Source organism: Catalinimonas locisalis (assembly GCF_038039535.1).
Classification (GTDB): domain Bacteria; phylum Bacteroidota; class Bacteroidia; order Cytophagales; family Cyclobacteriaceae; genus Catalinimonas.
The window spans coordinates 63,411-77,868 of record NZ_JBBPHP010000032.1; the positions used below are offsets into that span (position 1 = coordinate 63,411).

22 protein-coding genes and 1 pseudogene are annotated in these 14,458 nt (G+C 38.6%); all 23 read right to left on the reverse strand.

What is annotated here, in order from left to right; genetic code table 11:
• Positions 1 to 17: 17 nt before the first annotated feature.
• Positions 18 to 347, reverse strand: coding sequence for a metal-sulfur cluster assembly factor (locus WJR50_RS25735; RefSeq protein WP_341296182.1), 330 nt, complete (start codon positions 345 to 347; stop codon positions 18 to 20).
• A gap of 152 nt (positions 348 to 499) precedes the next feature.
• Positions 500 to 826 (reverse strand): annotated as a pseudogene (locus WJR50_RS25740) (DMT family transporter).
• A 54-nt stretch (positions 827 to 880) separates the two neighbouring features.
• Entirely contained in the window at positions 881 to 1,327 is a 447-nt protein-coding gene (locus tag WJR50_RS25745; RefSeq protein ID WP_341296183.1) for a hemerythrin domain-containing protein, read from the reverse strand.
• A 24-nt stretch (positions 1,328 to 1,351) separates the two neighbouring features.
• Complete coding sequence (locus WJR50_RS25750; RefSeq protein ID WP_341296184.1) at positions 1,352 to 1,621, reverse strand: hypothetical protein; 270 nt, start codon at positions 1,619 to 1,621, stop codon at positions 1,352 to 1,354.
• 21 nt (positions 1,622 to 1,642) lie between these two features.
• Positions 1,643 to 1,954, reverse strand: coding sequence for a phosphoribosylpyrophosphate synthetase (locus WJR50_RS25755; protein ID WP_341296185.1), 312 nt, complete (start codon positions 1,952 to 1,954; stop codon positions 1,643 to 1,645).
• Position 1,955: 1 nt separating this feature from the next.
• On the reverse strand, positions 1,956 to 2,321 hold the full coding sequence (locus WJR50_RS25760; RefSeq protein WP_341296186.1) for a DUF488 domain-containing protein: 366 nt from the start codon (positions 2,319 to 2,321) through the stop codon (positions 1,956 to 1,958).
• A gap of 6 nt (positions 2,322 to 2,327) precedes the next feature.
• Positions 2,328 to 2,651 carry a cupin domain-containing protein gene (locus WJR50_RS25765; protein ID WP_341296187.1) on the reverse strand — a complete coding sequence of 108 codons (324 nt, stop codon included), beginning with the start codon at positions 2,649 to 2,651 and terminating at the stop codon, positions 2,328 to 2,330.
• 22 nt (positions 2,652 to 2,673) lie between these two features.
• A complete protein-coding gene (gene ric, locus WJR50_RS25770; RefSeq protein ID WP_341296188.1) occupies positions 2,674 to 3,387 on the reverse strand; it encodes an iron-sulfur cluster repair di-iron protein in 714 nt (237 codons plus the stop codon).
• A 50-nt stretch (positions 3,388 to 3,437) separates the two neighbouring features.
• Positions 3,438 to 4,364 (reverse strand): tryptophan 2,3-dioxygenase family protein, encoded by a 927-nt coding sequence (locus tag WJR50_RS25775; RefSeq protein WP_341296189.1) that lies wholly within the window; start codon positions 4,362 to 4,364, stop codon positions 3,438 to 3,440.
• Positions 4,364 to 4,795 carry a hypothetical protein gene (locus tag WJR50_RS25780; protein ID WP_341296190.1) on the reverse strand — a complete coding sequence of 144 codons (432 nt, stop codon included), beginning with the start codon at positions 4,793 to 4,795 and terminating at the stop codon, positions 4,364 to 4,366. Before WJR50_RS25780 ends, WJR50_RS25775 begins: the two co-directional genes overlap by 1 nt.
• Complete coding sequence (locus WJR50_RS25785; RefSeq protein ID WP_341296191.1) at positions 4,792 to 5,187, reverse strand: group III truncated hemoglobin; 396 nt, start codon at positions 5,185 to 5,187, stop codon at positions 4,792 to 4,794. Before WJR50_RS25785 ends, WJR50_RS25780 begins: the two co-directional genes overlap by 4 nt.
• Positions 5,187 to 5,627: a cytochrome C gene (locus tag WJR50_RS25790; protein WP_341296192.1), complete on the reverse strand. Its 441-nt coding sequence runs from the start codon at positions 5,625 to 5,627 to the stop codon at positions 5,187 to 5,189. Before WJR50_RS25790 ends, WJR50_RS25785 begins: the two co-directional genes overlap by 1 nt.
• Entirely contained in the window at positions 5,614 to 5,883 is a 270-nt protein-coding gene (locus WJR50_RS25795) for a hypothetical protein (RefSeq protein WP_341296193.1), read from the reverse strand. The genes WJR50_RS25790 and WJR50_RS25795 overlap by 14 nt, the downstream gene beginning before the upstream one ends.
• Positions 5,884 to 5,895: 12 nt before the next feature.
• Entirely contained in the window at positions 5,896 to 6,132 is a 237-nt protein-coding gene (locus WJR50_RS25800) for a hexameric tyrosine-coordinated heme protein (protein WP_341296194.1), read from the reverse strand.
• Between the two features lie 5 nt (positions 6,133 to 6,137).
• On the reverse strand, positions 6,138 to 7,151 hold the full coding sequence (locus WJR50_RS25805) for a cbb3-type cytochrome c oxidase subunit II (protein WP_341296195.1): 1,014 nt from the start codon (positions 7,149 to 7,151) through the stop codon (positions 6,138 to 6,140).
• Positions 7,144 to 8,961, reverse strand: a complete 1,818-nt coding sequence (locus WJR50_RS25810) for a CcmD family protein (RefSeq protein WP_341296196.1) — start codon at positions 8,959 to 8,961, stop codon at positions 7,144 to 7,146. Before WJR50_RS25810 ends, WJR50_RS25805 begins: the two co-directional genes overlap by 8 nt.
• A gap of 45 nt (positions 8,962 to 9,006) precedes the next feature.
• Complete coding sequence (locus tag WJR50_RS25815) at positions 9,007 to 9,441, reverse strand: RrF2 family transcriptional regulator (RefSeq protein WP_341296197.1); 435 nt, start codon at positions 9,439 to 9,441, stop codon at positions 9,007 to 9,009.
• Between the two features lie 145 nt (positions 9,442 to 9,586).
• Complete coding sequence (locus tag WJR50_RS25820; protein ID WP_341296198.1) at positions 9,587 to 10,198, reverse strand: HdeD family acid-resistance protein; 612 nt, start codon at positions 10,196 to 10,198, stop codon at positions 9,587 to 9,589.
• A 364-nt stretch (positions 10,199 to 10,562) separates the two neighbouring features.
• Complete coding sequence (locus tag WJR50_RS25825) at positions 10,563 to 11,594, reverse strand: rod shape-determining protein (protein WP_341296199.1); 1,032 nt, start codon at positions 11,592 to 11,594, stop codon at positions 10,563 to 10,565.
• Between the two features lie 90 nt (positions 11,595 to 11,684).
• Positions 11,685 to 12,077, reverse strand: coding sequence for a GreA/GreB family elongation factor (locus WJR50_RS25830; RefSeq protein WP_341296200.1), 393 nt, complete (start codon positions 12,075 to 12,077; stop codon positions 11,685 to 11,687).
• Between the two features lie 162 nt (positions 12,078 to 12,239).
• Positions 12,240 to 12,722 carry a hypothetical protein gene (locus tag WJR50_RS25835; protein ID WP_341296201.1) on the reverse strand — a complete coding sequence of 161 codons (483 nt, stop codon included), beginning with the start codon at positions 12,720 to 12,722 and terminating at the stop codon, positions 12,240 to 12,242.
• 247 nt (positions 12,723 to 12,969) lie between these two features.
• Complete coding sequence (locus WJR50_RS25840; RefSeq protein WP_341296202.1) at positions 12,970 to 14,031, reverse strand: response regulator; 1,062 nt, start codon at positions 14,029 to 14,031, stop codon at positions 12,970 to 12,972.
• On the reverse strand, positions 14,024 to 14,458 hold a 435-nt coding region (locus WJR50_RS25845), incomplete at its 5' end, for a sensor histidine kinase (protein ID WP_341296203.1). The genes WJR50_RS25840 and WJR50_RS25845, both read right to left, overlap by 8 nt.

Sequence of the window (14,458 nt, forward strand, 5' to 3'; positions counted from 1 at the left end):
GCCATATGTGACTTATATCATAGAAATCCTAATTCAAGTTTTCCCGCTTCTGAAATCATCTCAAAAGTATAAGGAGGGTCAAAAGTAAGCTCTACATTCACCGACTCTACTTCTTCCAAATCATTAATAGCCCTTTCCACCGTTTGCATAATCGCCGCCCCGGACGGGCATGCCGGATTGGTAAGTGTCATCAAGACGGATACTTTTTTTATAACAATTTCTACATGATAGATAAGACCTAGTTCCAGAACATCTAGTGGGATCTCCGGATCAAAAACTTTTTTTAACTGCCCAACTACTAATGATTCCAGTGCTTTGTCATCTGATAATACCTTTGCGTACGCCATGTGATCAATAGTTTGTACTCAAATAAATATGAATATAATAAAAAAAGTTAAAAAGGTCTTTATATATTTTATTTATTTAAACCTTACATATGATCAACCTTGCTTTTCTGCTTTTTGCTAGACGATTGGCAATATGTGCTTTACTTATCCATTCAATTTGATACTAACTTCAGCCCGATGATTGAAGCAATCAAAGTGGTAATAAAGAACAGTCTCCAAAAAGTAGCAGGTTCTTTGAATACCAGAATTCCGACGAGTACTGTTACTACGGGTCCAATTCCTGTCCACACAGCATAGGCAGTTCCTATGGGTAATGCTTGAGTCACTTTTACAAGCAAGTCCATGTTTATTCCTAAACATATCAAAAATCCAATGTGCCAGTATGTTGTTTCAGTTCCTGAGCTTTCCTATGCCTTGCCCAGACAAGCTGCAAAAGCCACTTCAAAAAATCCTGCTATGATTAATATAACCCAATTCATATTTTATTCTTATTCTGTTCAGCTTTTAGTTGAAGCTGATTGCCCAATTAAATATTATTTCCAGAATTCATCTTTAGTATTTTCCTGAAATTTTGTTTCAGAATGATGTTTATCAATGAGTTTCAATTGCTCATCTGAAGCTACTTTTTGAATTTCATTAAACAGAATACGTTCTTCAAAACGGATATGAGCTTCCAGTTCTTCTTCAATGCGGCTCAATGATTTCTCTACTTCTTCATCGTTTTCAAACAGCCTGATCAACCTTCGGTGTTCAGCTAGGGCTTTTTTTACCAACTCGTTTTCATTATCCAGAATTGGGAAAATGTATTTTTCTTCTATCTCAAAATGAGGCAGAATGTGGTTTTCGAAAAACCAGTCAGCATATTTTTTTATCCGGTCAAGCGCAATGTTTTTCCTCAAACCTGTCCTGATTTTCCAACATAGGAGCAGGCTATGGTGATGCTCCCGGCTTATGGGTTGTAGATTAATATTTCTTTTCATGGCATTATCGTTTCTTCAATAGGATCATTTCTCTTCTCCACAAATCGGGCAAGGAGCAGTATCCCCTTCTTTTAGCCTGATGCCATCAATATGCTGAACGACAAAATCCTGTATGAGCAAATAACTGTCTCTATGGTTGTTTACGTCTATTTGTTTGTCTTTATACAGTTTCCTGATTTTTTTATCGTACTCCTGATATCCCCAACATACAGGACATAATCCTTGCGGTGTTTTTCCGGCCGTTTCTTCTATAGGTTTTTTAAAGAAATCCATTAAGTTTTGAATAAGATTCATTGTGTGTTAAAATTTAACAGTTCATAAATGTCTGCTTAATCGCTCCACAATCTTGGAAGAAGCGGCATCTGAGTAGATCCCAAACGCATTAACCACAATACCTTTTGCTTGGTGCTTAGCCGATGAAATTGCATATACAACCATTTCATCCCCAGGATCTGTCATTCCTTCAAAACGATGAATTTCATCAATTTCAAACTCATCTGGCGCAAGTGTTAGCGAAGTCATTTTGCATATTAAGCAATCATTTTCTTTATAAAGAGAAAAGTCAATAGTATACCCTCTTTTTATGAGGTGGTTTACTGCTTCGCTTACTGTTTCATAAGTATTCATATTAAATACTGTTATTTAAAAAATTTAACAACACTACCGCATGGTTTATTTTAGGGTCTTTGGCGGCATAGAGTAAAGTCACCTTTTGACTTTCTGCGACAGCAAGTATTTTTTGTAAAGGCTCTTTTTTGTCTGAGAGCTCTGCTTTGTATTTCGCTGAAAACTCATCAAATTTTTCAGATTCATGGTCAAACCACTTTCTTAATGAAATAGAAGGTGCTATCTCTTTGATCCATTCATCAAGTTTAGCGTCCTCCTTTTTTATTCCTCTTGGCCACATACGGTCAATTAGAACCCGGTAACCATCATTCTTGGAATACGCTTCATATATTCTCTTAATTGTTAAATTACAATTGACTGTATCCATAATAAATTAAGTTCCTATTGCTCCAATTAATAGCAAACACTCATTACCCGTATTATTGATAATGGCATGTTTGGTGTTAACAGGAAAAATGAAAAAATCTCCGGGCTCGCTCATGTAGTGCTTGTTTTCAATCACAATGATTGGGTTTCCTTCAATGATATAAGCATATTCTGTTTTGTTAGGATGATGATGTTCTGGATATGAGGCTATAGGGTCAATCCTGACTATTTTAACGCTTCCTTTTTCCTGAGCAATTAGCTCTTTTCCATAAAACCCTTTTATTTTACTTTTAGTCCAATCAAGTTGCTCCTGTTTAATTTTATGTGTCATGCTTGTCTTTTTTTGGTACAGTTTAATGATCTAACTTTTTTTCTAAGGTAAGAGCCTTGGGAAATAAAATATTGTTCTCCAAATGAATGTGTAGATGTAAATCCTCTTCAAACTCATTTAATAATTCGTAAGTCAAAATGTAAGTATTACAGGCGTCAGCAGGGGGGCTATAATGGTCTGCCAGTAAACTGATCTTACGAAAACGCTCACCTTCAGTATCATGTTCATGCAACATCATACTAATGGGATTCTGTACTGTTTTGAAGAGAGGACTGCTCACCTGACCCTGGGTAACCATCTTTTTGATAAATGGGAAAAGAATGAATTCTTCCTTTTTCATATGCTTGGTTAACTCACCCGCTCCTTCCGTAAATTCTTTTTGTATCTCATAGAGTTCTGGGTGCTGCTTTCCGTGCACTTCGCATATCTTTTCTAGCAAAGGCTTAATTTTTTCTAATGCCTCTTCTACATATTTATGATGTTTATGCTGTATATGATCAACCAGTTGATCCAACGGCCAGTGTCTAAATTCGGGAGCGGTACTGTCTCCTTGTTTTTGAATAGCCGCTAATTCATTCAATACTTTTTCAAAATCAATTGACTGGCCCTGACATGCTTCTTCAATAGTACGACTGCCACGGCAACAAAAATCAATATCATACTTTTGAAAAACAGCGGCTGTACGATAATCTCCTGCTACTATTTCACCTATCGTAAGATTTGTTAATTTCTTCATAACTCTTTTTTTATTATGTGCATTCTATTGCTAACTCTAACAGCACTGTCTTATTTGATTGAGTATTTGCCCCAATTTTTAATCTCTTCTTCAGACCATAACAAAGGGAAAAACCTGCGCTGTTGATATTTAGGGTGTAGATATTTTCTCCAATTACTACCTCCAGTAGCTACCTTTTCTTCCCCTTTAGCATTAAGGTAATATTCGGCAGTATTTAAATGTACGAGTGGCCATTTAACATTGAATAAATAGTCAAAACGCCGTAATGCTTGATTTAATATTGGGGGTAATGAGCTTCCAATGTCCATTATTTTGTCTTCAAGTGTATGACCTTGAAGCTGTTCTGCTAACTCAATAAGCTGATCAATGTATTTGTCTTCAAACATGCTCAAGGTATCCGTTTTCTCTCCGGTTTCAGGCTTAACTCCTGCACTTTTCCAGTAGATATGTTCAAAAAGTTTTTGAATAGCTGCACTACTCGAGATTAACTTTTTACCTTCCTGGTCAAGAAGGTTTTCAAGTCGGGTACTCCTTAACTCTATTAGCCGGAACTGTACGCTTTGAAAACCACTTGCCGGTATCAATGATTTTCTGAATTGATTGTAGTCATCATAATTCAAACCATAGCGCATGATATCAAAAGAGTTGATCAGTAGTTCCAGGTAGCGATTCAGACGATCAATTTTCTCAGAAAGTGCATTTGCATTAACAGATTGTTGTCCTGAAATTTGCTCAACCTCATGCAATATCATCTTCATGACAATTTCCGTAAGTTGATGATAAAGAATAAAAGTTACTTCATCTTTAAATTCTGTTTTGGGTTTTTGTAATGACAGCAATGTATCCACCTTCACGTAGTCCCAGTAAGTAACATTTTTTGTGTTGGATAAACCCTCTGGAGGATTGAGATTATCATCTGATTTCTGGTGATTACTATGTATGTCTTTTCTAATTTCGCGTACAATCTCTTTGAGCATTATCTGAATATTTTGATGCCGAATATGAATAGGCTACCTACCTTGAAAACCTCAGCAACGATATAGTAAATATGTAGATTTGAAGGTGATACTGGTAATCCCTGGATGCGCATCTCTGCTCTAATATCCAGGGATGGAAGCAACCAGAAAGTTTGTAATAACAATAAAATGATAGGGATTAATAAAAATGTAAAACTCACCTGAAGTGTACCACCTGTAGATAATAGGCTAGTTATGATTGTAAAAGCAAGTACCCATTCAACCTTATTCAATACATTAAAAACCAAGCGGCCGATACCCAGGCCGATTGGCAAGCTAACCCCGGGAGCTTTGAACTTAAGCCAGGCTTCCATAAAACTGATGGCACAAACAAAACCTATCCAGAGAAAAACTGAAGCGAATGTAATCGGAGATCTTATTGCTGTATTCATAGTATTGGCTTTTTTGAGTTGTCTTTGTAATATTCAATTTTATACAGAAACATCTCAGCCATTTTACTGGCCCGCCATTTAGCCTCATCTGCTTTTTCTCCTTTAAAATGCTCATCAACAGTTTTATTAAAAAGAGTGAGCCACTGCTTAAAGTGTGATTTATCAACCTCCAGACGGGCATGGGGTACAAAGGGGCTACCATAATAGGTATGCTCAGCCAGCAGGACAGTCTGCCAAAACTTATACATTTTTTCCAGGTGTTCGGGCCAACGGTCACCAATACGCTCATTAAAAATTGGTGCGAGTAGCATATCGTCACGGACTTTAGCATAAAAACTATCTACCAGTAGTTTTATGTCCGTCAGTTGTGATATTGAATTTCTTACGCTCATCAGAAAAATGATTTATAAAAATCAGGAGTCCAATACATAATGAAGTAAAATATTGCAAAACCAATAAACCCAATTACGATAGCCCATACCCAGGCAGGAATACCCTTAGGCGTTTCAGAACCGGTTACCACGAACTGGTCTCTGCGTTCGCTACCATAGGCATTGACCGTGATCGAGACTTTTTCGTCAACTACCTCGTTGGGCCGTAGGCCTACCACTGCTATCTCCGGGCCATTGCGTACCTCAAAGGGTATGACCTTTATCCCTTCCACATTATTGGATGATTTGGCGATAATTTTCAAGTGATGTTTTCCATCCGGGATTTTTGTCGTATCCAGCATAAACTTCACAGGAGGTTTAAATTCCGCGAAGGGAACATCCTCATCATCCAGGAATATCTTAATGATACGATTGTCTTCAAGGGTTTCAGTAAGTTTCATCTACTACAATATTTTTGATGTGTCCGGGATCTTTTTCTCCGGGCCTGATAAGAAATTTAAGACTATAAAAAAGCGTAAATGAGACGATGACGATACCTGCGGTTATGATAATGTAGTCCAAATCACCTTGTGGTCCGGTACCATGTGTAATATTCCGCAATGGTTCAGGTTGGTTTTGCTTACAAACCTCACAGGCAAAAGCTTCATTTATAGATAGGGTAAGTATCCATAATACAAAAAGAGTTAACTTTTTCATTTGTTATTCTTTTTATTTTCTCCAATAATTATTCGCTGCAGCAATGGTCTGAAACTCTATGGCTATTACCTGGGCAGAAGCGATAAGCTGAGCGGTATCTTCAGCATAGACGGGCCTGAGTTTTTTCCTGGTTTCAGCATCTGTTTGTATAGCGGCCACAGACTTTCTGGCAAGCTTTATCGCTAACTCACGGCCTTCTATAGGTGTAGAGGTAATTAAACTCGGCAAATAATTTTCAGCATTTTCCATTGTAATTAAGGGGTTTGGTTCATGACTAATTCACGGATTTTTTTCACATCGTCGGCAGTAAGCGCAGGTGCGTCATTACCCCAACTGGAACGTTCATGGTTAGCGATGGCGGCGACTTCTTCATCGCTTAGCTGATCAGCAAAGCCTGGCATTTGCGCGTACTCAGGCCTTGCGTCATAGCCTTGCAGTATGATGCGTACCAACAACTCAGGATCTTCTTCATTTACCACGGAACTACCTGCCAAAGGAGGAAAAGCGCCAGCCAGGCCCGTACCCTCAGCCTGATGGCAAGCCGCACAGGTAGACATGTATAGCGATTGCCCATCGGGTAATGTACTAGCCTGTCCTCCATCACTTGTGCTTCCAACATCTTTTAGTTTTTTGCGGGTAGAAGGGATAAAATCAACTTCCTGTTCAGATGTTAGTGGCGCTTGTTTCAGTGATTGTAGGTAAGCGACCAGGTCCAAAGCCATTCGTGTAGGCACGATTTTTACTCCTTTTTTTGAGAACTCTTCAGGGATCGCCAAAACCTGATCATCATTGCTAACCTCTGTTTTTTCTTCAAATAACCAGGGGTAAGATGGCATGATGGATTCTTTGACTACAATGCGAGGATTATATAAGTGCAATAAATGCCAGTCCTTGCTGGGCTGCCTTTTCCCTATGTTGGTAAGGTCCGGGCCGGTCCTTTCACTTCCTAATACTGAAGGTGACTGACGCCACAGACTCATGCGCTGCTTACTGTAGTAATAATCCGAAGGAATAGAAGGCCTGTCACCCCAACTTTCATCCATCTCAATACTCCTTACCTGTTGGGTATGACAAGCTACACAACCTTCGTTAACAAAGATGTGAAGTCCTTTGGTTTCAGCTTCCGACATAGGTTCCATCGTAGGCAACGGCTGCGTATTTTCTTGTGACTGATAAGCAGGCAATACAGCTACACCCATACTTAAGGTTAGAAATCCCAAAAAAGATACTAATACTAAACTTCTATGATCTTTATGAAAATTAAACATATGCTTTAGTTTCAGCTTGATTCGCTTCTTTTTTTGTTGTTACTATGGGTTTTATACCCTTTCCTTTGCTAACCATATAGTAGAAATTGTAGGCAAACAGAAGGTGGGAGATGAACATGAGTGTTCCACCTATTGCTCTCCATACCCAATACTGTCTCATCATAATGACTGACTCTATAAAGGGTGCGTTTTCTACCCAACTCAATCCTTTGAGTGTGCCACCAGCCATCAGTGAGATCATGTAAGCAAGCAAGCCAATAAGCGCAAGCCAAAAATGCGCTCCTACCAATAGTTGGGGCGGTTCTTTCGCGGTTAGTCTTGGTAATATGGCGTATATACATGCCCACAGAATAAATGCGATAATTCCATACATGGTCATGTGGGAATGCGCTACATTAAAATCAGTAAAATGCCAGATGTAGTTGGTAAAGCGAAATGCTTGGAAACTACCCTGTGCTGACCCTACAAAATAGAAGATCACGCCTATCAGAAAGAAAGGGAGTACATAGCTTTTAGATATGTGATTCCAGCTTCCTCTCATGGTCATCAGAAAGTTGGTAGTACCGGCAATGACCGGTATGAACATACCCGCGCTAAAAACAATGGCTATAGTCTGTAACCACCAGGGTAGGGGACTAAACACAAAATGGTGAGTTCCTATCATGGTATAAAACAGCATCTGTGTCCAGAATGCCAATACTCCTAATGAATAGGAATAAATAGGTTTATTAAGTGCGGAGGGAAGGTAATAATAAATAAGCCCGAGGGTAAAAGTCATAAACCACATGCCTACCCCCTGGTGCATATAGTATCCCTGGATTACGGTTTCTCCCAGCCCGTTTTGATAAACAGGCAAATATCCGATGATCACCAGTACAATTGTCCAGACCATCGCTCCTAGTATGTACCAGTTGGAAATGTAAATCTCTGATATCTTTCTGGTAGCTACCGTTTTGTAGAAGTTCCAGAAATTGATGACTAAACCAAGTGCAAAAAGTGACATGACCGGCCAGACATATTCCCTATATTCCCCACCTCCATTATTGATGCCTGCCATCAGGCAAATGTTTCCGATGACGACCGCAAGGTTTATGAATGCCAAAGCATACCAACCCACTGTGTGATTATATATTTTAACATTGGAGGTTCTTGACACTACAAAATACCCCAAACCAAACATGCTAAGGGAAGTCCATCCCCAGAACACTGTATTGGTGTGCACAGGACGTAATCTTCCGAATGAAAGCCATGACATGTTATCCAGTTCCGGCCAGATGAACTTCATCCCCAAGTACTGGCCTACTAATGTGCCAAATACCAGCCAAAAAACAGCTGATCCTAGATAATAGATGATCAGTTTTTTTAGTTGCGAAGGTGTGTCAATGGCCTCGGATGCTTGCTTCTTCTCATCTACAATAGGATTATCAGGTTTGTGAGTGACTTTATAGATTAAGCCCTTTTCGTCAGCTACCTTATCATTACTACCTAACTCGTCGCCTTTCAATTGATATTTCAGGGCTTTTTTTCTCTTTTCCAGTATGATATCTATTTCGTCCTGGTTAAGGTTAGCCAACTGATCTTGCATCTGGCTTTTTTCAAACTGCTGGTGTTTATTTTTTTGCCTGCTAATAAAACTATTGAGCCTTGTAAGTAGAATAAGTATGCCTACAATGATCACAATGACTACCAGTACTAAGGTCCCAATGACTCCAGGACTTGTTATCCAATTCTCAGTATCAATGGTATTGGCTTGCGCAAATAGATTTATTGGGCTGAATAACGAAAAGATGAATGTGAAAAAACAATACATTATTAAATATATTAATACCTTTTTATCTTTTTAACGATTAAATTTTTACCTTCTCAAAAATGTTAAGCCAGTTTCTAAGCCAGTAGTTAGTTCATATAAAGTTGTATTATTTAGCATATACTTAAGCTCATCTCTAATTCTGGCGAATTTGTCATGTACAGGACAGGGCTGGGCAGCATTACATTCTGCTAAACCTAATCCACATCCTTTATAAATAGCATCCCCATCAATAGCATCTACGATTTGACTTAGGTTAATCTGATCAATTTTACTCTTTTCAATTTGAAATCCTCCAGTTGGCCCCATTACTGAACTCATGATCTTATTCCTTACCAGCTGTTGGAGTATTTTAGCAGTAAACGCCAATGGCGACCCTATTTCATTAGCAATCGCCTTTAAACTTGCTCTTTTATCATCAAGAGATTGTACAGCAACATATATTGTTGCCCTGATTCCATACTCACACGCTTTAGAGAACATAACCTCTCAAATTTGTGCTTAAGGTAATATTCTTTTTTATATCGGACAAATTTATCCGATATATTTTTTATCAAGGTAACCATCTCTCTAAGTAAGGTACGATTCTATTGAAAATCATTTAGAGACACATTGTGGAGATTGAGTACTATCCCATCTTTTCATAGAAAGCCTTTGCTTTATATTCAATAACTTTAACTGGCCTATTCTTAAGATATTTACTTTTATCCTTGAGTTTGAAATAAATATAGATAAAACAGCTGCCGTAGAATATAGCAAAAATGGCAAGCTCATAGGTAGGCGTGATCATTTTCAGGGAGTTATTGGCCAGCATGCTGGCACCAAAGATTACGGCCAGGTTTCCTAAAAGGGTCATAACTTTCCAATCTTCCATGATTTGTTTAATTTTGCTAAAAGTAACAATCTGAAATATCCCACTTGTAATAATCCAGATTGCGATCAACTCCCAAAACAAATCAATAGATACAGTAATTGAAATAAGTGTTAAAATTCCTATTAGTAATTCTATGCCACCTTTTCCTATAGGTGAGAAAACACTACTTGATTTATTATTTTTATAGCTTACATACCGGATGATATTAACGAGGCCACTAATCAGTAAGAGTACGCCAAATGGAAATGCCAGGGCATGGATCGCATCACCCGGATAACACAAGGCTACCAGCCCTAATGTTATGGCACCTATTCCTCTGTATATAAGACTGCTTTTATGCTTAATAAATTGTCTTTCCAACGTCATGATCATTAGCTTTAATGTTAAACTAATTACTCTCAAGTCTTTAAGTAGAATAAAGACGCTTTTTAAAGTCGTTTGGAGTAATAACTTATTTACAATTTAGAAAGTAGTAGTCTGAGTTAAAAAGACCCATGTCATATGAAATAGATGACCTTCATCATTGAAATGACTGATCTTTTAATGAAGTACTTCCTCCAAAGAAGGTTAATGAAGAAGATCATTTGTGATGTGGAAAATTTGTCAATTAGTTAAATCTTGAAATTTACCATACAAATTAATCTGATTTGCCAAATGGAATAGCACACTGGTTTCTATAAGTTATTGACAAATGTCATTAACTTTACAGTATGGTAATAAAATCAAGGGTTTATTGGAATACCACTGCTTGGTATAGTCTGGGAGAACGAATAACCCTTGCTATTCCTCTAATGACAGATTGTAGGGCCTGAGTATCGTGGTGCATCTGAAGTTTAGTTTTAGATTCCAGTCTTTGCTTAAAACCTCTTAATAGAGAGCCTCCGCCCGTCAAATAAATTCCATTGCCATAAATGTCACCGGCAAGTTCTGGCTCACACTCTTCAAGTGCCTGGAGAATAGCATCTTCTATTTTGACTATAGTTCCATTCAGAATATCGGCTACCTCGGTATGATTTATCTGTATACTTACCGGAAGCCCGGTCATCAGATTTTTGCCTATCACGTTACATGCATCTGGAACATCATCTGGCGAATCTATAGCGGCACCTACATTGATCTTAAGTTGTTCGGCCACCTTGCTCCCAATAGACATATTATATCGCTTTCTAAAGTAATCCTGAATATCCTCGTCAAAAGTGTCTCCAGCGACTTTGATAGATTGATGGGAGACCACTCCAGAAAGGGAGATGACTACAATTTCAGTGACGCCACCACCAATATCTACCAAAAATTTACCATCGGGTTCCTGAATGTCCAGCCCCATACCAATAGCTGCGGCGATAGGTTCAAAGATCAGGTATTTCCGATGTGCTTTAAACTGCTCTAACACATCACGCAGCGCTCTGCGCTCTACTTCGGTGGTATCATAGGGAATACCTGCCACCACATTGTCAAAGCCATAAAAAAAGGAAGATCTGGCATTTAGGCTTTTGATCAGGGACTTCACCATACAATTGGCAGAATCAAAATCCATAATCACCCCACTCTTTAGTGGTTTCACAATTTTAAACTGCTCACTGGCTTTGCCCAGCATATCATAGGCTTCCTGCCCCACCGCTTTCACCGCTTTTTTATTTTTATGCAATGCAATAAAAGAGGGCTGGGAGAAAAATTGCTCTTCTTTCTCAGTAAAAATCGTATAGCTATTGCCTAAATCTATTCCCAGACTATTTCCCCTTCTTAAGCTGCTGATATTAAACATATATATGGTAATTGAAATTGAAAAACCTATCCGCTCAAATAGTGAGAACAGCAGGAAATACAATACAGTTAATGCTGATTTTATTTTAAATTATTCTCTATTTACAGTATTATTTACTTGAAGTACTTTGTACTGTCTTACGGTTCCATGTACTTCCCACTCTACGGAATCTCCTTCATGATACCCGATGAGTGCTACGCCTAATGGAGAGAATATTGAAATCTTATTGTCTTTTGGATTAACTTTACTGGGAACTACTAAAGTGATTTTAATTTCTTTTCCCAGTGTGTTTTCATATAATGTAACTTCTGAGTTCAACCCTATTACACCTTCAGGTATTTTATCGCCCGCTACGACCTTGGCTTCTTTTAATTCTTCCAGCAGTCTTGAATACGAATAACTGGATAAATTATGAGGATTATAATTGACAAATTTTGAGATCAAATCATAATCTCTTTCAGTGACTACAATCTTTTTTGACATCTTAGATATGCGTTAAATGGAATGAATTATTTTATTTAATAGGTATTGTTCTGATTTTATTTAGAGCAAGGGCAACCCCGGCGGGGATTACAATCCAGCCAGGGCGGCCCCTGGACTTGAATATCAGAATATCCTTTAGTGAAGCTTTTTTTAGAATTTATTTTACAATTCCTTTTGAAGAAAAGTGTTATTACTTTTTAAAAGAGAAGCATATTCCCATCCAATAACCACCAGTTTTCCGCTCCGTAGTTGCCCCAGATAGTAGGAGGTTTTTTTGCTGCTCAAGCCATAGCCATTCAGGATTCCTATTAAGCCTCCCTCCAATGAACCCAGGGCTTTGCCATCAATTTTTTCTAGCAAAAGCGAGGATAAAGAACCTGCTACAAAAATTTTTCCTATTCCTGAAATATCCAGGACATGAATTTTTGTAGAAGTCAAATGAGTAAAACAGGCTGAAACATGGCAAAAATCCTCATCAGAAAAGCTGCTTATTTTTCCCAATACAGAAAGGTGCTCCAATGGAGGGTGGCGGTTTTTTAGGTTTCGGATCGAAGCCTCACCTTCAGCAAGTGTATGGCACACCTCTACATGCAGGTGTATCTTCCACTTATGCTCCAGATTGTCTTTTAGAGGTACCTTGTTCATTATTAAGTTGAATATGAATATGCCTATTGATGAAGTAAAGGAAAGGCTAATTTCTCACTTCTAATATGACCTACGTCTGAAAAAATAGGTGATTAATATCATCAAAATAGCATTTGGATAAGTATAAAGCCGAGTGATATGTCACAGCCTGGAAAGTTCCCACAAGCCGTCATCAAGGTCTGTGAGGCAGGGGGTACCCCGCACAGACTTGGGTAGATTATTGTTTCAAAGGCCCTTTAAAGGATGCTTATGACTTCACTTTAATTAAGCGATTCTTGTCCAGAATGGTGATTTTTTTACGATCAATAGCAATCAAGCCTTCTTCTTTAAAGTCTGCCAGGGTTCTGATCACTGTTTCTTTCACCGTTCCGATCAGACCGGCAAGGTCCTCTCTTGTTAAAGTGACTTCGGGCAATGACTCATTCTGTTTAGAGGATTGTTCACTTACCCTCAGGAGTACTTCGGCTACCCTTTGCCTTACTGAGAAGTAAGATACCTGAAGCAGTTGTTCCTCTCTTTCCATAAGGTTGTTGGAAAGCATTTTGATAAATTTATTGGCTACACTACGGTTGCTGTAGAGAAACTTAAAGAAATCCTCCTGAGGAATCAGGCAGACTTCTGCCTCTTCCATCGCTACGGCAGTTTCGGTATAAGTTTCTTTCTCACTGAGTAAAGGCATAAATCCAAAGAAATCTCCTTCCAGAAAAATACCGGTAATGAACTCCTTACCATCTTCGGTCGTCTTGAAGGTTTTGACTCTCCCTTTGCTTAAAAAATAGAGTGCTTCTGCCTTACCCCCTTCCTGAAAAATATTCTTTTTCTTTTTGTAGGTTTTGATCTTTCTTTTTTTTGAAAGGTCTTTCAGTTCTTTGTATTCGCTGGCTTCAGTATAAAACTCATTGAGTCCATGGATATTCTTGGAGTACTCTTTTTTTAGCACTTCATTTTTACGCAGACGGCTTTCTACCGCATTGAGTAGTTCCATTTCTTCAAAAGGCTTAGTCAGATAGTCATCTGCGCCAAGGTTCATTCCCTTACGTACATCATCTTTTTCAGCCTTGGCAGTGAGAAAAATAAAAGGAATACTGGCAGTTTCCGGTTTTTTACTCAGGATATGCAGCACGCCGTAGCCATCCAGGCCGGGCATCATGATGTCGCAAATAATCAGGTCGGGCTGATGCTCAGTGGCTTTTTCTATGCCTAGCTTTCCACTTTCAGCAGTGATTACCTCATAGCTCGCCAATTCAAGGATATCAGCGGTGGTTTCTCTTACGTCAGCATTATCTTCTATCAATACTATCTTATGCATTTTCTTCCTGGTCTAAGGGTAATGTAATCGTGAAAGTTGAGCCTTGTTCTAATTTACTTTCAAAAGTGATTTCACCCCTCATAAGCTCTATGTATTTTTTTACGATGGGTAATCCTAATCCTGTGCCTTCTATGTTGGTGACATTGCGTGCCCTGAAAAACAGGTTGAACAAATTCTGCTGTTCATCTTCCGGTATGCCAATCCCCTGATCTATAATCTTCACGGTGAGCGATGTATCATTCGTATTGATAATCAGATCTACGGGTTTGTGGGGTGGAGAATATTTGAGCGCATTGGATAAAAGGTTAAGAAAAACATTTCGGGTAAACTGCTTATCCAGATTGACATGTATGGTTTCCTGATCAGAGGTGAGTCTCACTTCCTGTCCCAACTTTTGAACATGTTGCAACTCCTGAACAATGGTTTC